Source organism: Herbaspirillum sp. DW155 (assembly GCF_037076565.1).
In the GTDB taxonomy this organism is placed as follows: Bacteria; Pseudomonadota; Gammaproteobacteria; order Burkholderiales; family Burkholderiaceae_D; genus Herbaspirillum.
Genome location: NZ_AP029028.1, coordinates 408,108 through 425,806 on the forward strand (window position 1 = coordinate 408,108; position 17,699 = coordinate 425,806).

At 64.0% G+C, this 17,699-nt stretch carries 19 protein-coding genes; 10 read left to right on the plus strand and 9 right to left on the minus strand.

Features of this window, described 5'->3' with window-relative positions; all coding sequences use genetic code 11:
• Positions 1 to 222 precede the first annotated feature (222 nt).
• On the plus strand, positions 223 to 762 hold the full coding sequence (locus AACH55_RS01835; protein WP_338717701.1) for a YggT family protein: 540 nt from the start codon (positions 223 to 225) through the stop codon (positions 760 to 762).
• 85 nt (positions 763 to 847) lie between these two features.
• On the opposite strand, the gene AACH55_RS01840 is transcribed toward AACH55_RS01835, so the two are convergent.
• From AACH55_RS01840 to AACH55_RS01880, 9 genes are all read right to left on the minus strand, one after another.
• A complete protein-coding gene (locus AACH55_RS01840; protein WP_338717702.1) occupies positions 848 to 1,441 on the minus strand; it encodes a peroxiredoxin in 594 nt (197 codons plus the stop codon).
• Positions 1,442 to 1,505: 64 nt separating this feature from the next.
• Entirely contained in the window at positions 1,506 to 2,438 is a 933-nt protein-coding gene (locus AACH55_RS01845) for a carbohydrate kinase family protein (protein WP_338717703.1), read from the minus strand.
• A 107-nt stretch (positions 2,439 to 2,545) separates the two neighbouring features.
• Positions 2,546 to 3,772: a DUF3426 domain-containing protein gene (locus AACH55_RS01850; RefSeq protein ID WP_338717704.1), complete on the minus strand. Its 1,227-nt coding sequence runs from the start codon at positions 3,770 to 3,772 to the stop codon at positions 2,546 to 2,548.
• Between the two features lie 3 nt (positions 3,773 to 3,775).
• Positions 3,776 to 4,690 carry a 50S ribosomal protein L11 methyltransferase gene (gene prmA, locus AACH55_RS01855; RefSeq protein ID WP_338717705.1) on the minus strand — a complete coding sequence of 305 codons (915 nt, stop codon included), beginning with the start codon at positions 4,688 to 4,690 and terminating at the stop codon, positions 3,776 to 3,778.
• Between the two features lie 49 nt (positions 4,691 to 4,739).
• A complete protein-coding gene (gene accC, locus AACH55_RS01860) occupies positions 4,740 to 6,119 on the minus strand; it encodes an acetyl-CoA carboxylase biotin carboxylase subunit (RefSeq protein ID WP_338717707.1) in 1,380 nt (459 codons plus the stop codon).
• A 108-nt stretch (positions 6,120 to 6,227) separates the two neighbouring features.
• A complete protein-coding gene (gene accB / locus AACH55_RS01865) occupies positions 6,228 to 6,713 on the minus strand; it encodes an acetyl-CoA carboxylase biotin carboxyl carrier protein (RefSeq protein WP_338717708.1) in 486 nt (161 codons plus the stop codon).
• Positions 6,714 to 6,838: 125 nt separating this feature from the next.
• On the minus strand, positions 6,839 to 7,276 hold the full coding sequence (aroQ, locus tag AACH55_RS01870; protein WP_338717709.1) for a type II 3-dehydroquinate dehydratase: 438 nt from the start codon (positions 7,274 to 7,276) through the stop codon (positions 6,839 to 6,841).
• Between the two features lie 108 nt (positions 7,277 to 7,384).
• Positions 7,385 to 7,906 (minus strand): TlpA disulfide reductase family protein, encoded by a 522-nt coding sequence (locus tag AACH55_RS01875; RefSeq protein WP_338717710.1) that lies wholly within the window; start codon positions 7,904 to 7,906, stop codon positions 7,385 to 7,387.
• Positions 7,903 to 8,553 carry a hypothetical protein gene (locus tag AACH55_RS01880; protein ID WP_338717711.1) on the minus strand — a complete coding sequence of 217 codons (651 nt, stop codon included), beginning with the start codon at positions 8,551 to 8,553 and terminating at the stop codon, positions 7,903 to 7,905. Before AACH55_RS01880 ends, AACH55_RS01875 begins: the two co-directional genes overlap by 4 nt.
• A 66-nt stretch (positions 8,554 to 8,619) precedes the next feature.
• Here AACH55_RS01880 and mpl point away from each other — a divergent pair, with 66 nt between their 5' ends.
• From mpl to AACH55_RS01925, 9 genes are all read left to right on the plus strand, one after another.
• Positions 8,620 to 10,002: a UDP-N-acetylmuramate:L-alanyl-gamma-D-glutamyl-meso-diaminopimelate ligase gene (gene mpl / locus AACH55_RS01885; RefSeq protein WP_338717712.1), complete on the plus strand. Its 1,383-nt coding sequence runs from the start codon at positions 8,620 to 8,622 to the stop codon at positions 10,000 to 10,002.
• On the plus strand, positions 9,999 to 10,589 hold the full coding sequence (locus AACH55_RS01890) for a YqiA/YcfP family alpha/beta fold hydrolase (protein WP_338717713.1): 591 nt from the start codon (positions 9,999 to 10,001) through the stop codon (positions 10,587 to 10,589). The genes mpl and AACH55_RS01890 overlap by 4 nt, the downstream gene beginning before the upstream one ends.
• Positions 10,589 to 11,203 carry a chorismate lyase gene (locus AACH55_RS01895; RefSeq protein ID WP_338717714.1) on the plus strand — a complete coding sequence of 205 codons (615 nt, stop codon included), beginning with the start codon at positions 10,589 to 10,591 and terminating at the stop codon, positions 11,201 to 11,203. The genes AACH55_RS01890 and AACH55_RS01895 overlap by 1 nt, the downstream gene beginning before the upstream one ends.
• A gap of 6 nt (positions 11,204 to 11,209) precedes the next feature.
• Positions 11,210 to 13,312, plus strand: coding sequence for an RNB domain-containing ribonuclease (locus tag AACH55_RS01900; protein ID WP_338717715.1), 2,103 nt, complete (start codon positions 11,210 to 11,212; stop codon positions 13,310 to 13,312).
• 55 nt (positions 13,313 to 13,367) lie between these two features.
• The gene (locus tag AACH55_RS01905; protein WP_338717716.1) at positions 13,368 to 14,249 is read left to right on the plus strand and encodes a TonB family protein; all 882 of its coding nucleotides are present in this window, start codon (positions 13,368 to 13,370) and stop codon (positions 14,247 to 14,249) included.
• A 57-nt stretch (positions 14,250 to 14,306) separates the two neighbouring features.
• Positions 14,307 to 15,122, plus strand: coding sequence for a shikimate dehydrogenase (gene aroE / locus AACH55_RS01910; protein WP_338717717.1), 816 nt, complete (start codon positions 14,307 to 14,309; stop codon positions 15,120 to 15,122).
• 108 nt (positions 15,123 to 15,230) lie between these two features.
• Positions 15,231 to 15,938 carry a monofunctional biosynthetic peptidoglycan transglycosylase gene (gene mtgA / locus AACH55_RS01915; protein ID WP_338717718.1) on the plus strand — a complete coding sequence of 236 codons (708 nt, stop codon included), beginning with the start codon at positions 15,231 to 15,233 and terminating at the stop codon, positions 15,936 to 15,938.
• Positions 15,939 to 16,077: 139 nt separating this feature from the next.
• The gene (gene corA / locus AACH55_RS01920) at positions 16,078 to 17,043 is read left to right on the plus strand and encodes a magnesium/cobalt transporter CorA (protein ID WP_039789235.1); all 966 of its coding nucleotides are present in this window, start codon (positions 16,078 to 16,080) and stop codon (positions 17,041 to 17,043) included.
• 128 nt (positions 17,044 to 17,171) lie between these two features.
• Entirely contained in the window at positions 17,172 to 17,642 is a 471-nt protein-coding gene (locus AACH55_RS01925) for a glycine zipper 2TM domain-containing protein (protein ID WP_338717719.1), read from the plus strand.
• Positions 17,643 to 17,699: the final 57 nt, after the last annotated feature.

The window sequence follows — 17,699 nt, forward strand, 5'->3', positions numbered from 1 at the left end:
CACCGTTCTGGTCTTGCCGTAGAGATAGCCACCGCGATCAGAAGGATGCCGCAAGCTCTGCTCTGGCAATCCGGCGCAATGGCACAATATGAAGAAGCTGGTGCATGCCCACACGCCCTGCGCGTGCATGCCTGCCAGATGATGTCGCCGCCGCACCTGGCGATTGCGCCCCAGCCGCTGGCACACTAGTATGTGCCCTGCCTCTCACTGATGGAGATCCCTGTGCTGCTTAGTATTTTCACGATGATCGTCAACGCCGTCGCCAGCATCCTGGCCGGCGTCATGCTGCTGCGTTTCTGGATGCAAGTGGTGCGCGTGCGTCCGCCCCAATCGGTGGGGCAGTTCGTCTACCAGCTCTCGGACTGGCTGGTGCGTCCCCTGCGCCGGGTGATGCCGGGCAGCGGTTACGACTGGGCCAGCCTGGTGGGTGCCTTCCTCATCGTGCTCTTGTCCATCATCGCCATCCTCGGTTTGCAGACCGGCTTCAACTTCAAGATCATCTTGCTGGTGGCGCTGGAGCGTTTGCTGCAGTGGATCTGCTACGGCTTCATGGCCACGCTGATCATGGAAGCGGTCTTCAGCTGGGTCAATCCGCATGCGCCGCTAGCCCCCTTCGTGCGCGCCCTGAACGACCCGCTGCTGCGCCCGCTGCGCCGTCTCATCCCGCCGCTGGGCGGTGTCGACCTGTCGCCGCTGGTACTGCTGATCCTGCTGCAGATTGCGGTACGGGTGATCGACGCGCTCTTCTTCACGCTCTACTGAAGACGCTGCGGCCTTGCCCCAACGCAAAAGAGCCGGACACACGTCCGGCTCTTTTGATTTTTGATGTCTGCCTGCGCTTCTCTGGTCAGCGCTTCTGCCTGGCCGACCATTGCTCCAGCGCCTGCATGGTGTTCTCCACGTGTTTTTCCGGATTCATGTCGGTGTATTCATAGAGGATGGCATGGTCCGGCGTGATGACGTAGGAGGTGCGGCTGGCATAGCCGGTCACCTTCAGGAACTGGGCGTCATAGGCCTTCATGATCTTCTTGTCGACGTCGGCAGCCACGGCGAACTTGCTGCGACATTCGCTGACGGAGAACTTGTTGAGCGTCTCGATGTTGTCCCCCGACACGCCGATGACGGTGGCCCCCAGTGCCTTGTAGCGATCCACCGCTTCGGCGAAGAGGTGGGCTTCGATGGTGCAGCCGGAGGTGAAGGCCGCCGGATAGAAGTACAGCACCACCGGACCTTTCTTGAGCGCTTCCGAGAGCGAGAAGGTCGAGACCTGTCCTCCCAGTGAACTCGGCGCGGAGAACTCGGGCGCCTTGTCGCCGGGCTTGAGTGCGGCCAGCGCGGCTTGCGAACACAGTGCCGCAGCCAGCAAGACGCACGCGTTACCCACACGGCGCAGGCGCGAGCAGACCCCGGCAGACATGACAGACGACGAATGGCTCAGCATGGCGAATCTCCTTGTGGCGTGCTGCTGCCGGTGTCACGCTGCGCGGCACCGGCCGGGAATGACATCAGAAGCGATAACCGAAAGCCTTGTGGAAGCGTTCCTCGATCTCTGCCTTGGACGGCGCATGGTTCTGCGGACCTTGCGAAGCGATCTTGATGGAACCCATCAGGCTGGCCAGGCGGCCGGTGGTTTCCCAGTCATAGCCTTCGGTCAGACCGTAGAGCATGCCGGCGCGGAAGGCATCGCCGCAGCCGGTCGGATCGGCGATCTTGTCGGCCCGCACGCAGGGGATGGCGTGGTGCTTACCGCCCACGAAGATGTCCGCTCCCAGCTCACCGCGCGTGACCACCAGCGCCGTGACGCGCTCGGCGATCTGCGCCAGCGTCAGGCCGGTGCGGGCGGTCAGCAGCTCGGCTTCGTAATCGTTGACGGCCACGTAGGTGGCCAGGTCGATGAAGTTCTTGAGGTCATTGCCATCGAACATCGGCATGCCCTGGCCCGGATCGAAGATCAGCGGGATGTTCAGTTCGGCGGCCTGCTGCGCGTGCTGCAGCATGCCATCGCGGCCATCGGGAGCGACGATGGCGAATTTGACCCTGCCGGCATCGGCCACCTTGTTTTCATGCGACCAGGTCATGGCACCGGGGTGGAAGGCGGTGATCTGGTTGCTGTCGGCATCGGTGGTGATGAAGCACTGGGCCGTAAACGACGTCTCGATCTGGCGCACGCATTGCGTGGAGATCCCCAGCGTGGCCAGGCGCTCCATATAGGGCGCGCTATCGAGTCCCACCGTGGCCATCACGATGGGCTCGCCGCCCAGCAGCTTGAGGTTGTAGGCGATGTTGCCGGCACAGCCGCCGAACTCGCGGCGCATGGTCGGCACCAGAAAGGAGACGTTGACCTTGTGCAACTGGTCGGCCAGCAGGGCTTCAGCGAAGCGGCCCTCGTATTGCATGATGTTGTCGTAAGCGAGGGAACCGCAGATCAGTGAGCTCATGGCGTGGTCGGTACAAGTGAGTGAACGATGCCGCATTGTAGAAGAAAAGCGGCCGGGAGGCTGGACTTGGCGCAAGCAGCGCCGCGTTGCCGGAGCAGCAGGGCGGCTCAGGGATAGAACAGATAAATGCGATAGCCCGAGACCAGCGCTTCCTTGAGCTCGAAGTTGAGCCTGATCTGCTGCTCGCTCGCGGGCGCGATGCCGCTGTCGACCTGGGCCGGATCGGCCAGATAGTCGCGCGGACGGAAGACCCGCCGCACCACCGCCTTCTCGTCATCATTGTTGAGCGTGAGTTCAATATGCGGCCAGGCCTGCGCAGTGTCGCCGCGATTGCGCATCACCAGCGAGAGCGCATAGACGTTCTGGTTGGGCGGCACCACCTGCAGTTCGTTGGCTTCCAGCGAGAGCCGGTCGATCTCGGTGGGCAGGCCTACGGTGCAATGCAAGGCTACGCACATGCCATTGAGCAGGGGACGCAAAGGCGGCGCGGCGGCGGCCAGGGGATTACGCCAGTAATAGAGCGATTGCAGCAGCAGGACCGGCACCATGACGCCGGCCAGCACCATCATCACCATCTTCATCACCTGGCTGATACGAGCGCGGCGCTCGGCGTGCTTGACGAAGCCGGGAGCGTCGGCGGGTTCGCTCTCGTCCTGGATTTCCCGTTCTTCTTCCACAGCTGGCAGCGGTTCGTCGTCGATGCGAAACACCGCAGCCACCTCGGGCGGGGCGGCGATCTCATCGGTATCGATGGAAGAGCGCTGCAGCAGGGCGCCGCTGTCGGGGTCGTGTTCCGACGGGGCAGGCGAGCTGCCGGCCTGGTCGGCTAGGTTGATCTTGTCCACAGGCGCGGCGGGTTTGAGCGCCGCACCCAGGTCGGGAATGTAGCCCGGACTGGCGGGCGAGCGGAATACCTTGGGTTCGGCGATCACCGGAATGGCCGCGGGTGCCGCCGCTGCAGCAGCAGCGATGGTCGGCTCCGGAGCAGGAACGTTCACCTCCGGCAGTGGAGCCGGCGAAGGGGGCGCGGAGAAAACGGGCTGGGAGGCTGGCGGCGCGATATTTCGTTCATATGCGCCTGGAGCCGGGGAAACCGGGGATGTCTGCGATGCCGGCGTCGGTACCACGGACGGGCTGGCCATGCCGGCCTGCGCCTTGCTGCCCGGTGCGGGCTGGTAGTGGCCGTCGGCCACGCTGGGCTCGACCAGGAACTCGTTACCGTTGAAGACCTGGCGGCAATTGCCGCAGCGGACCAGTCCGCCGCGCAGTTTGAGCTGGTCGCTGGCGACCCTGAAGATGGTCAGACAGTGCGGACACTGCGTCGCCAACGCCATGGATTACTCCGGCAGGCGGCCTGCCAGGGCCACCCAGCCTTCGTGTTCGGCCCACACGGTCAGGGCGATATAGGGTGCGTAGCTGGCGATGACTTCCTGCGCCTGGCGCTCCAGCACACCCGAAAGTACCAGCGAACCGCCCGCGCGCACGCGTCCGGCCAGCATCGGCGCCATCAGTTGCAGGGGACCGGCCAGGATGTTGGCCACCACCACGTCGAAGCGTTCGCCTTCCGGATGAGCGGCGGCGAAGGGTTCCGGCAGGTAATAGGTAGCGCTGCAGCCGTTGCGTTCGGTATTGTGATGCGCCGCTTCCAGCGCCTGCGGATCGATGTCCACGCCGATCACCTGGGGCACGCCGATCTTGGCGGCCACGAGTGCCAGGATGCCCGAGCCGCAGCCGTAGTCGAGCAGGGTTTGGGCCTGGGGCGCATTGGCTTCCAGCCACTCCATGCACAGCCGGGTAGTCGGATGGCTGCCCGTGCCGAAGGCCAGGCCCGGGTCCAGTTCCAGCACCAGGGCATCGGGATCGGCCGGGGCTTCGTGCCAGCTGGGCACCACCCAGATGCGCTGGCCGATGTGGATGGGCTCGAACTGGGATTGCGTCAGGCGCACCCAGTCCTGCTCTTCCACGTTGCGCGTGGCAAAGGGCAGGGCATAGTCCAGGCCGATGGCCTTGGCCGCATCCATGACGATGGTGGCGTGGTCGGCATCCTTGCCGGCCAGCGCCACTACACGGCTGCGGTCCCAGGCGGCTTCTTCGGGCTCCATGCCGGGCTCGCCGAAGAGCGGGCGCTCGGCGTCCGTCCCTTCATCGGCATCTTCCACCGACACCGACAGGGCGCCAGCATCCATCAGGGCGTCGGACAATGCCTCCGCCTCTTCCCGCGCCACTTCGATGACGATTTCTACCCATGCCATGCTGGTTTGCCTTTGCTGTTGCGTTACCGTTGATGCTGATGTGCTGCGATTACTTCTTGGTGGACTTGTCCGCTTCCGGCGCCGTCGGGCGTTCCGACAACTTATGTTCCAGATAATGGATATTGGTTCCGCCTTCGAAGAAACGCGCATCGACCATCAGTTCGCGGTGCAGCGGGATGTTGGTCGAAATGCCTTCCACCACCATTTCCGACAGCGCGATCTGCATGCGGCGGATGGCCTGCTCGCGGGTGGCGCCATAGGAAATCACCTTGCCCACCATGGAATCATAGTTGGGCGGCACGAAGTAACCCGAATAGGCATGCGAATCCACGCGGATGCCAGGACCACCCGGCACGTGCCACGCCGTGATGCGGCCCGGCGACGGGATGAACTTGAAGGGATCCTCGGCGTTGATGCGGCACTCGATGGCGTGACCCTTCAGTTCGATGTCGCGCTGGCGGTAGCGCAGCTTTTCGCCGGCGGCGATGCGGATCTGTTCCTGCACGATGTCCACACCGGTGATCATTTCGGTCACCGGGTGTTCCACCTGCACGCGGGTGTTCATCTCGATGAAGTAGAACTCTTCATTTTCATACAGGAACTCGAAGGTGCCGGCGCCGCGATAGTTCATCTTGCGGCAGGCTTCGGCGCAGCGTTCACCGATCTTCTCGATGATCTTGCGCGGGATGCCTGGTGCTGGCGCTTCCTCGATGACCTTCTGGTGGCGGCGCTGCATGGAGCAGTCGCGCTCGCCCAGCCAGATGGCTTGCTTGTGCTCGTCGGCCAGGACCTGGATTTCCACGTGGCGCGGATTTTCCAGGTACTTCTCCATATAGACTTCCGGATTGCCGAAGGCGGCACCGGCTTCGGTCTTGGTCATGGTCACGGCATTGATCAGCGCGGCTTCGGTATGCACCACGCGCATGCCACGGCCACCGCCGCCGCCGGCGGCCTTGATGATGACCGGATAGCCGATCTTGCGCGCGATCTGGACGATTTCCTTGGGATTGTCCGGCAGCGCGCCTTCCGAACCCGGCACGCAGGGCACGCCGGCACGGATCATGGCCTGCTTGGCCGAGACCTTGTCGCCCATCATGCGGATGTTTTCCGCGCGCGGGCCGATGAAGACGAAGCCGGACTGCTCCACGCGCTCGGCGAAATCGGCGTTTTCCGACAGGAAGCCGTAGCCGGGGTGGATCGCCTGGGCGTCCGTGACTTCAGCGGCGCTGATGATGGCCGGCATGTTCAGGTAGGACAGCGTGGACGGGGCCGGGCCGATGCAGACCGACTCATCGGCCAGCTTCACGTACTTGGCCTCGCGGTCGGCCTCGGAGTGCACGACCACGGTCTTGATACCCAGTTCGCGGCAGGCGCGCTGGATACGCAGGGCAATTTCGCCACGGTTGGCGATGAGGATTTTTTCAAACATAACAGGAATGAGGCGTCGCCAGGTTCAAGCGTTATAGGTTCCAAAGCCAGGCCGCGGGCATCTGCCGCGCGGCGGCCGTTGCGGCCGGGCCAGGGACTGCGGCGGAGTTTAACCCAGCACGAACAGGGGTTGGCCGAACTCGACGGCCTGGCCGTTTTCCACCAGGATCTGCTTGACCACGCCACCCTTGTCGGCGTCGATTTCGTTGAGCAGCTTCATGGCTTCGATGATGCACAGGGTATCGCCTTCCTTGACTTCCTTGCCCACTTCGACGAAGGCCGGTGCGCCCGGCGCGGAGGAACGGTAGAAGGTGCCGACCATCGGCGACTTGACGATGTGGCCTTCCGGCACGGCCGGGGCAGCCGGGGCGGCCGCCGGAGCAGCAGCAGCGGGCGCGGCGGCCACGGGAGCGGCGGCCACGGGAGCGGCGGCGGGCGCGTAGGCTTGCTGTTGCGGCACCATCACCACCTGGTTCTGGGCATTCGGGGAAGACTTGACGATGCGGACCTTGCTTTCGCCTTCGGTGACTTCCAGCTCTTCGATGGCCGATTCAGCAACCAGGTCGATCAGCGTCTTGAGTTTTCGTAAATCCATTTGAATCCCTCGGAATGTAGATGAGTAGTGTTGTTAACGAAGCGCCGGCGCTGTGTCGCAGCCGGCGGGTTCAGTCTGGGTCTTGCAGTACGTGATGCGATCCGTTCGAAGCGGCGGGTCCGCCCTCAGGATTGACGCAGCCAGAAATCGACGGCCATACGGTAGCCATCGACCCCGAAGCCGCACAGGACTGCCCGGGCGATGCCGGACAGATAGGAAAAATGCCGGAACTCCTCGCGCTGGTGCACATTGGAGATATGCAGTTCCACGAAGGGAATGGCCACCCCGGCCAGGGCATCGCGCAGGGCCACGCTGGTATGCGTCAATCCGCCCGGATTGATGATGATGCCGTCCACCCCTTCCTGGCGGGCCTGATGGATGCGGTCGATCAGGGCACCTTCGTGGTTGCTCTGGAAGGTCGCCAGGGATGCGCCGGCGGCGCGCGCCTGTTCTTGTGCACGCTGCTCGATGTCGGCCAGCGTGGTAGTTCCGTAGACTTCCGGCTCCCGGGTTCCGAGCAGATTCAGGTTCGGGCCATTGAGCAGGAGAAGCTTTTTTGCCATGGAGATTAAGCTCCGTTTGACGACGATGCGCGCATTTTGCCGTCAAATGCATTCATTTGGCAAGAAAAACTTTCTTTTCACGGATTTACGCCGGTGCAGAGGGTGATGTCAGAGCTGGGAGAGGTCGGCGCGCAGTTCGTCGAACTTGATGCGGCCCAGGTAGACCTTCTTGACGTTGCCGTCCTTGCCCACCAGAGCGGTGAACGGAAGACCGCCCGCCTGATTGCCGAATTGCCGCAGCAAATCGGTGGCGCCGGTTCCGGCAACGAAGAGAGGATAGCGGATTTGGTACTTTTGCGCAAACTTGGCGATATTTTCCTGACTATCGACGCCAATTCCCAGGATTTGCACCGGCGCGATCTCATTCTGCAGGGCAGTCAGCTCCGGCATTTCTTCCACACAGGGGCCGCACCAGGTCGCCCAGAAGTTGACCACCAGGGGCTTGCCTTTATATTGCGCCAGCGATTGCGTCTGGCCGCTGGCGTCGGGCAGCGATTGCGAGAGCAGCTGGTTCAAGGCCTGGGTTTGGGCAGAGACGGGCGGGTTGGCGCGATGGCTGGCATACAAGCCAACACCCACGCACACCACTGCAACCACGGCCAACAAGATCACATTTTTCAGTTTCGTCATGAATTCTCATCCTCGGAGGTGGCATCGATCAGCCCGGCCAGCGCGGCCGCATCGCCGCGCTCGGGGCGCTTGCCGGGGGCAGCGCGCAGGCTGCCGCGCAGATCGTCTTCGTCATACAGGGCCAGATGGGCCAGTTCGGGATCGGCACCGCGCTGAGGCAGCAGGAAGCTCAGGGTTTCCACTGCCTGGCCGGTGCGGAAGTGACTGGTTTCCCCGACCTCGAAGTTCACATTCTTGTTCAGGAGGAAAATCTCGACATCCTTGGCGCTGGGGGAGAACAGCTGCAAGTGGATGTCAGAATGTTCACCTGCCGTGCCGTTCCACACCGCCCCGGTAATATAAGGATTGAACTGTTGCAAGTCCTGCATCAGTTGCAAGGCCACCTGGCGCAGGTGCAAAAGGCGCGCCGGCTGGGTGTCGGCAAAGAAGAGTTCGTTGTAGAGGCGCACTTCTTCTTCGATCTGCTCGTTATCCGGCATGATCTCGCCGCGTATCTTCTGACTACCCAGGATCTGTTTGGCGGCCTTGCGCTTGGCGGTACCGTAGTCGGCGCCATCTTCGGCGATCATGCGGGCGGCGGCAGCGGCGATTTCGGCGCGCATTTGCTCGGTGGGGGAAGTGAATTCGAATTCAGGCATGGGCGACATCATACGCGTTAGCGGCAGCACCCGCCGCCTCAGGTAAAATCGCGGGATTACACCCCAAGATTCGCTATGCACATACACATCCTCGGCATCTGCGGCACCTTCATGGGCGGCCTGGCCGTGCTGGCCAAAGAGGCCGGCCATACCGTGACCGGCTGCGACGCCAACGTCTATCCCCCCATGAGCACCCAGCTGCAAGCCCAGGGCATCACCCTGATCCAGGGCTTTGAGCCGTCCCAGGTGGAGTTGCAGCCTGATCTGTTCGTGATCGGCAATGTCGTCTCGCGCGGCAATCCGCTGATGGAAGAGATCCTCAACCGGGGCCTGCCCTACGTCTCCGGTCCGCAATGGATGGGCGAGAACATCCTGCAGGGCAAGTGGGTCCTGTCGGTGGCCGGTACCCACGGCAAGACCACCACCTCGGCCATGCTGGCCTGGGTGCTGGAACACGCGGGCTACCAGCCGGGCTTCCTGATCGGCGGTGTGCCGATGAACTTCGGCATCTCGGCGCGCCTGGGCAGCGATGGCCAGGGTGGGCCGTCGCCCTTCTTCGTCATCGAAGCCGACGAATATGACACCGCCTTCTTCGACAAGCGCAGCAAGTTCGTCCACTACCGCAGCCGCACCGCCATCCTGAACAATCTGGAATACGATCACGCCGACATCTTCCCTGATCTGGCTGCCATCGAGACGCAATTCCATCATCTGGTACGCACCGTGCCCGGCATCGGCCGGGTTATCGTCAATGGCCGCGAAGCCGCGTTGCAGCGCGTGCTGGCGCGCGGCTGCTGGAGCGAACGTGAAGATTTCGGCGTGGCCACCGGCCAGCCCGGCTGGTCGCTGCAGACCCGCGAGGATGGCCGTTTCGAGGTCTTCTTCGAGGGCCGGTCGCAAGGCACGGTGGACTGGTCGCTGACCGGCGAACACAACCGTATGAACGCCCTGGCCGCTATCGCCGCCGCCCGCCACGTGGGCGTGCCGCCAGCGCAGGCCATCGAGGCGCTGGGTGCGTTCCAGAGCGTCAAGCGGCGCATGGAGCTGCGCGGGACCGCCAAGGGCGTGGCCGTGTATGACGATTTCGCCCATCACCCGACCGCCATCGCCACCACCGTGGCGGGCCTGCGCAAGAAGGTCGGAGCGGCGCGCATCCTGGCCGTGCTGGAACCGCGTTCCAACACCATGAAGCTGGGTACCATGAAGGACGCCCTGCCGGGCAGTCTGGTGCAGGCCGATCTGGTCTTCGGTTTCGGCGCCCGGTCCGGGCGCGACGCGCTGGGCTGGGACCTGGCCGAGGCGCTGGCCCCGCTGGGCGACAAGGCCGCCGCCTTCGACGATCTGGATGCACTGGTGCAGGCCGTCAAGGCCGCGGCCCGGCCGGGCGACCACGTGCTGGTGATGAGCAACGGCGGCTTCGGCGGCGTGCACCAGAAGCTGCTGGACGCGCTGGCATGATCCTCTATCTGCACGGCTTTCGTTCCTCGCCGCAGTCCTTCAAGGCGCGCGTGATGGGACAGCGCATGGCCGAACTGGGTTTGCAGGATCAGTATGTCTGTCCGCAACTGCCCGCCTCGCCGGCCGGCGCCATCGCCCTGGCCGGCTCGCTCGTGGCCGGCGTGGACCCGGCGCAGCTGACCGTGGTCGGCTCATCCCTGGGCGGCTATTACGCCACCTGGCTGGCCGAGCACACCGGCTGCCGCGCGGTGCTGGTCAACCCGGCCGTGAAGCCGCCGCGCGATCTGCAATCCTATGTCGGCGTGACCACGCAATACCATTCCGACGAACCTTTCGAATTCAAGCGCGAGTACATCGCCGAGCTGCTGGCCCTGGCCGTGCCGGCGATCACGCGTCCCGAGCGTTATTTCCTGCTGGCCGCCACCGGCGACGAGGTACTGGACTGGCGCGAGATGGTGGCCCATTACCCCGGCGCGCGCCAGACCGTCATCGAGGGCAGCGATCACGGCATGGCCGAGTTCGCCGATCATCTGGACGCGGTGCTGAGCTTTTGTGGCGTGGACCTGCCCGGCAAGGCGGTGCGCTGATGCCGCATGCTGTACGGATGGGGCGCTGGAGGGCGCACCCGCAGGCGCTGGCCTCGCTGCTGGCGGTTGATGGCGACCTGATGCGCCGCACCCGCGCCTGGCTGTCGGACCCCGGTTCCATGACGCTCAAACTCAAGAATCGGACCCAAAGCTTCAGCGTGCGCCTGCTGCGCCAGCGCCCGGGCCGCATCCTGGCCGATGAGCATGAAGCCTTGTGCATATCGCCCCGCAGCCGCGTGGTTGAGCGCGATGTGATCCTGCTGGCCGACGGGCAGCCGGTGGTGTTCGGGCATACGGTCTTGTCGACCGGCTCGGTCAAGTCCGACTGGCCCTTCTTCAGCAAGCTGGGCACCACGCCCCTGGGCGCCAACTTGTTCTTTGATCCGCTGGTCGGGCGCAGCCCCATCCAGTATGCTCGGCTGGCCGCCGGCCACCCGCTGATGCAGCGCATCGCGCTGGCCCTGCCCGAGACCGAATTGCCGGCTACCTTGCTGGCGCGCCGCTCCCTGTTTACACGGCGTGGCGGCGTGCTCATGGTGACCGATGTTTTCCTGCCGGCATTGCAGGCGCTCATGCGTCCGTTGCCGGCCCACGTACCGATTGAAAAGCGATAGAAGCAGATGAATTTATTGTTCGAAGAATCCGGCGATTTCAAGGCCGGCTCCATCATGACCCAGCAGGGCGAGTCCTACCAGGTCGAGATGGCCTCCGGCAAGCGCGCCAAGGTCAAGTCGCGCGATGCGCTGCTGCAATTCGCTGCCCCGGCGCCGCAGGAACTGCTGCAACAGGCGCAAGCCATCGCGCAGGAAATCGATCTGGATTTCCTCTGGGAAGTGGCCGGCGAAGACGAATTCGGCTTCACCGACCTGGCCGCCGAGTACTTCGGCCATGCCCCGCTGCCGCCCGAGGCGGCCGGCCTGCTGCTGTGCCTGCATCATGCGCCGATCTATTTCTACAAGAAGGGGCGTGGGCGCTACAAGGCCGCCCCGCAAGCCTCGCTGCAGGCCGCGCTGGCCGGACTGGAAAAGAAGAAGCAGCAACTGGCTGCGCAGGCCGTGTATGTCGAGGAGCTCAAGGCCCACAGGCTGCCCGACGTCTTCCGTCCCATCGCGCTGCAATTGCTCTTCAAGCCGGACAAGAACGGCATCGAATTCAAGGCCCTGGATGCCGCTGCCAAGGAGCTGCAGACCACGCCGCAGCGCCTGATGCTGGCCGCCGGTGGCGTGGCCTCGCCCAAGGATCTGCATTACGCGCGCTTCCTCTACGAATTCTTCCCGCGCGGCACCGGCTTCCCGGCCATCGACATCCCGCCGGCCACCACCGATCTGCCGCTGGCTGATGTGCAGGCCTTCTCCATCGATGACGTGACCACCACCGAAATCGATGATGCCCTGTCCGTCACCCGCCTGCCGGATGGCAAGCTGCGCGTGGGCATCCACATCGCAGCGCCAGGCCTGGCCATCAAGCGCGGCGATGCCATCGATGCGATTGCCCGGGCGCGCATGTCCACCGTCTACATGCCGGGCGAAAAGATCACCATGCTGCCGGACGACCTGGTGGCCACCTATACGCTCGATGCCGGTGCCGCCCGTCCGGCCTTGTCGCTCTATGCCACGCTGGACCCTGCCAGCTGGGAAGTGCTGGCCACCGAGACCCGCGCCGAGCGGGTACCCATTGCGGCCAACCTGCGCCACAACGATCTCGACGAGCTGGTCACCGAGGAAGCCCTGGCCGAGAATCGCGGCGAGTATCCGCACAAGGAAGAGATCGCGCTCTTGTGGCAGTGGGTGCAATTGCTGGAACAGGGCCGCATGGCCAAGCGCGAGAGCTTCGGTCTGCGCCCGGAACAGAACAACCGCGTCGATTTCAATTTCTACGTCGAGAACGATGTGGTGAGCATCGTGCGCCGCCGTCGTGGCGCGCCGCTGGACAAGATCGTGGCCGAGCTGATGATCTTCGCCAACAGCACCTGGGGCAAGCTCATGGCCGATCACGGCGTGCCCGGCATCTATCGCGCGCAGGGCGGCGGGGCTGGAGGCTGGGCCGCCAAGATGCAGGTGCGCATGGTGACCCACGCCGCGCCTCACCAGGGGCTGGGCGTGGATCAATATGCCTGGAGCACCTCGCCGCTGCGCCGCTATACCGACCTGGTGAACCAGTGGCAGATCCTGGCCTGCATCGAACATGGCGTGACCGCGCCGCTGGTGGCGCCCTTCAAGCCGCGCGATGCCGAGCTGTTCGCCATCGTCTCCGGCTTTGATGCGGCCTATTCGGGGTATGCCGATTTCCAGTCCACCATGGAACGCTACTGGTGCCTGCGCTGGCTGGCGCAGGAAAACGCCCGTACCGTGGAGGCCGTGGTGTTGAAGGATGAAATCCTGCGACTGGTCGAGATTCCGCTGGTACTGCGCATGCCGGGCCTGCCGCAACTGGCGCGCGGGTTGCAGGTCAAGCTGGACCTGCTGCGCTGGGATGAGGTCGACCTGAGCGTGGAGGCGCGCCTGCTGGAAGTGCCAGCTGCTGCCGCCCAGGCCCTGGCCACCGATATCGGAGAAGAGGACGAAGAGGAGTTGCTCGAAGGCATGGCCGCCATGGGCAGCGCAGAGCAGGGGGAACAAGCTGAGGCAGAACAGACGCAGGAGCAGGCCGGCGATGTGCCGGTGCCAGATGCCCCCGATACCGCCGACGCCGGCGAAAACCCGCCCGCCCAAGCGGCCCAATGAAGCAGTGCTGGCGTAGAATTGGCGCTGTGTCTATCGTCGTCGCTTCCCGTTTGCTGTGAATCTGTTTGCCCAACACCGTCTGCTGAGCCTGGCGCTCGGAATTTCGCTGCTGGTGCATGGCCTCTTGCTGGCCGTGCACTTTGCCGCGCCCGACGCCTTCCGCTTCAAGCCGTCCGACCCGGAACTGGAAGTCATCCTGGTCAACGCCAAGCATGACAAGAAGCCGGTCAACGCGCAGGCGCTGGCACAGGCCAATCTGGATGGCGGCGGCAATGCCGATGAGGGCCGCGCAAAGTCGCCGCTGCCGGACATGCAGCACGTGGAGAGCGGTGACAGCGTAAAGGCCGCACAGCGCAAGGTGGCCGAACTGGAACAGCAGCAACGCAAGATGCTGGCCCAACTGCAGGAGGCCCGGCAGCACGTGGCCAGCGCCGACCTGCAAAAACCGGCCGAGACACCGCAACCGAACGCGCGCGAGCTGACGGAAACCGCCAAGGCGATGGCGCGCATGGAAGCCGAGCTGGCCAGGGACATCGAGCAATACAACAAGCGGCCAAAGAAGACCCAGATCACCCCGAGCACCCGCGAAGTGGGCTATGCGCAGTACTTCAAGGCCTTGCAGGACAAGGTGGAAAAAGTCGGCACGCTGAACTTCCCGACCCGCGACGGCAAGAAGCTCTATGGCGAATTGCTGGTGGTGATTCCGGTGTTCCAGGATGGCAGCCTCTACGAGCGCGAGGGCGGCGTAGTGGTGCGTACCAGTTCGGGCAATGCGGCACTGGATCGTGCGGCGGTCGACATCGTGCGGCGCGCAGCGCCCTTCGGCCGCTTTCCGGAGAATATGCGCACCAGCGGCAAGGATGACGTGTGGGAAGTCATCGTGACCTTCCGTTTCACCCGCGACCAGGGTGTGCAGGCACAACTGGGCGCCAGCTGACACCGGCGCGGCCCGGCCACTTACAAAAACAGATAACGAGGGAGCACCTAGAACACCATGGATGAATACGTCGTCATCGGCAATCCGATTGCCCACAGCAAATCCCCCGAGATCCATGCGCAGTTTGCCGCCCAGACCGGCCAGTCGCTGCACTACGATCGCCTGCTGGTGCCGCTGCATGGCTTCAAGGCGGCGGTGCAGGTGTTCCAGCGGCGCGGCGGACGCGGCGCCAACGTCACCGTCCCGTTCAAGCTGGAAGCCCACGCCCTGGCCGATCACCTGAGCGAGCGCGCGCGCCTGGCCGGTGCGGTCAACACGCTCAGGTTCGAGGACGGCCGCATCCTCGGCGACAACACCGATGGCGCCGGCCTGGTCACCGACATCACGGTCAATGCCGGCCAGGCCCTGGCGGGCCGCCGCATCCTGCTGTTGGGGGCCGGTGGCGCCGCGCGCGGGGCCTTGCTGCCGCTGTTGCAGCAGCGGCCGGCCGAACTGGTGATCGTCAACCGTACGCAGTCCAAGGCCGACGAGCTGGCGCAGCAGTTCGCCGAATACGGCCCGGTCCGCAGTGCGGCCTATGCCGATCTGGGCGGCGTGTTCGACGTCATCATCAACGCCACCTCGGCCAGCCTGTCGGATGATCTGCCGCCGCTGCCGGTGTCGGTCTACGGCAGCGAGACCCTGGCCTACGACATGATGTATGGCCGCCAGCCCACGGTCTTCCTGCAGAGCGCCCAGCAGCATGGCGCCAGCGTGCGTGACGGCCTGGGCATGCTGGTCGAGCAGGCCGCCGAAGCCTTCCTGCTCTGGCGCGGCGTGCGGCCGGCGACCGCCGAGGTGTTTGCCAGCCTGCGCCGGCAACTGGCGCAATGAAGACAGTCCGCTACACCTGTAGAGGACTGCAGGTGTGGATGACCGCAGGTCTGCATGACGCTATGATCCCGCAACGATAGAAATCTGGAACAGAACGACCACCGGTACATGAAATCGCTCCGCAAGCTGCTCTTCTGGATCATCGTCCTGCCCGTCACGCTGGTATTGCTGCTGCAGCTGTACTTCTTCGTGCAGATCTGGTGGTGGAAGGATCACAATCCCGAATCCACCAGCTTCATGCGCCAGCAACTGTCGCTGTTGCGCGAGAAGGATCCGAACGCCCAGCTGCAATTCCGCTGGGTGCCTTATGCGCGCATCTCCAACAACCTCAAGCGCGCCATCATCGCCTCGGAGGATTCCAATTTCTCCGAGCACGACGGCATCGACTGGGACGCCCTGCAAAAGGCCTACGAAAAGAACGAGAAGAAGGGCAAGGTGGTGGCCGGTGGTTCCACCATCACCCAGCAGCTGGCCAAGAACCTGTTCCTGTCGGGCGAGCGCAGCTATCTGCGCAAGGGTCAGGAATTCATCATCACCTACATGCTGGAATTCCTGCTGGACAAGCAACGCATCTTCGAGATCTACCTCAACGTGGTGGAATGGGGCAATGGCGTCTTTGGCGCCGAGGCGGCCGCCCAGCATTACTATCGCAGCAGCGCCGCCAGCCTGGGTGCCGAGCAGGCCGCACGGCTGGCGGTGATGCTGCCGCGTCCGCGCTACTACGACCGCAATCGCGGCTCCGGTTACCTGGCCGCCCGCACCAGCCTGATCCTGCGCCGCATGAACGCAGCCACGCTGCCGCCTGCGCACAAGTAATCCGCCGCTCCTGTCGAGCTTGCTGCGGGCGCGCTTTGCGCTTGCCTGGCGCTGGGCTTGAACGTACACTTGCGCACGTTTCGCGCCTGTCGTCACGGGCCGCCTGTACCTCCCCCCGCGTTCCACCCAGCGAGAACCCATGATCAATGTATTCGTGTTGCAAAACGGACGACTGAGCCAGGTCAACATCGACAGCCGGACCGACCTGGAGCAGGCCGCGCCGGTCTGGGTGGACCTGACCGAACCGAATGACGAGGAGCGCGCCTGGGTCAAGAGCATCTATGGCGTGACCCTGCCCGACGAGGATGAATTCAGCGACATCGAAGCCTCGGCCCGCTACTTCGAAGCCGAGAACGGCGACCTGCACCTGCGCACCGACTTCCTCTTCGAAGGTGACGACGATTCGTCCTCCACCATGACGGTGGCCTTCATCCTGGCCCGCAACATCCTCTTCTCGGTGCACGCCGAAGACCTGCCGGTGTTCCGCCTGGTGCGCATGCGCGCGCGTTCGCGGCCCGGCTCCATCGGCGACTACCGCGACGTCCTGCTGGATCTGTATGAGACCGATGCCGAATATTCGGCCGATGCGCTCGAAGGCATCTATCAGAAACTCGAAGCGGTGAGCACCAGCGTCTTGAAGAAAAGCCTGTCCGACCAGGCCGCCGCCGAAGTGCTCAACACCATCGCCCACGAAGAAGACCTGAACGGCCGCATCCGTCGCAACATGATGGACACGCGCCGCGCGGTGAGCTTCCTGATGCGCGGACGCCTGCTCAGTTCGGAGCAGTTCGAGGATGCGCGCCAGATCCTGCGCGACATCGAATCCCTGGATGGCCACACTGCCTTCCTGTTCGACAAGATCAACTTCCTGATGGATGCCACGGTCGGCTTCATCAACATCAACCAGAACAAGATCATCAAGATCTTCTCGGTGGCCTCGGTGGCCTTCCTGCCGCCCACGCTGATCGCCAGCATCTACGGCATGAACTTCAAGGTCATGCCGGAGCTGGATTGGGTGGTCGGTTATCCGCTGGCCATCCTGATGATGGTCGGTTCGGCCATTGCGCCGTTCTGGTATTTCCGTCGGCGCGGCTGGCTCAATTGAGCCCTGTCTGCTGACGGCGACGTCCTCATTTCTCCGACACCGCTTGCCGGACTTCTCCGATTCCGTACAGGGGCTGCGGGCGGCACACTGTTCTCATCGCCCATTGCCTTCATGCAGAGGAGAACACCATGTCCGTCCGTCATCACTACATTTCGCTGGCCGTGATCAGCGCCAGCTTCGCCGGCCTGCTGATCGGCTGCGCCAGCCCGCAACAGGCCCCCTACGGCGCCGCACCGACTTCGCAAAACGATGAACGCGTGGCGGCCTATTCCGGCACCGGTGTGGTCGAGGCCATCGAAGTCACCCACAAGGAAAGCAACGGCGTGGCCGGTGCGGTCGTCGGTGGCGTGGCCGGTGGCCTGCTCGGCAACGCCGTGGGCGGGGGCACGGGGCGCGTGCTGGCGACGGTGGCGGGCGCTGCCGGTGGGGCCTATGCCGGTAACCAGGTCCAGCGCAACAGCGCTGCAGGCCAGCAGGCCTACAACATCCGCGTGCGCATGAGTGACGGCTCGCTGCAAACGTTCGCGCAGGAAGACAATACCGATTTCCGTGTGGGGGATCGTGTGCGCCTCGATAACGGTCGTATCAGCCGTTACTAATTGGGCTGGTATTTTGATACCGATCCGTTCGGTATCGAAATAAAAACAAAGAAATAA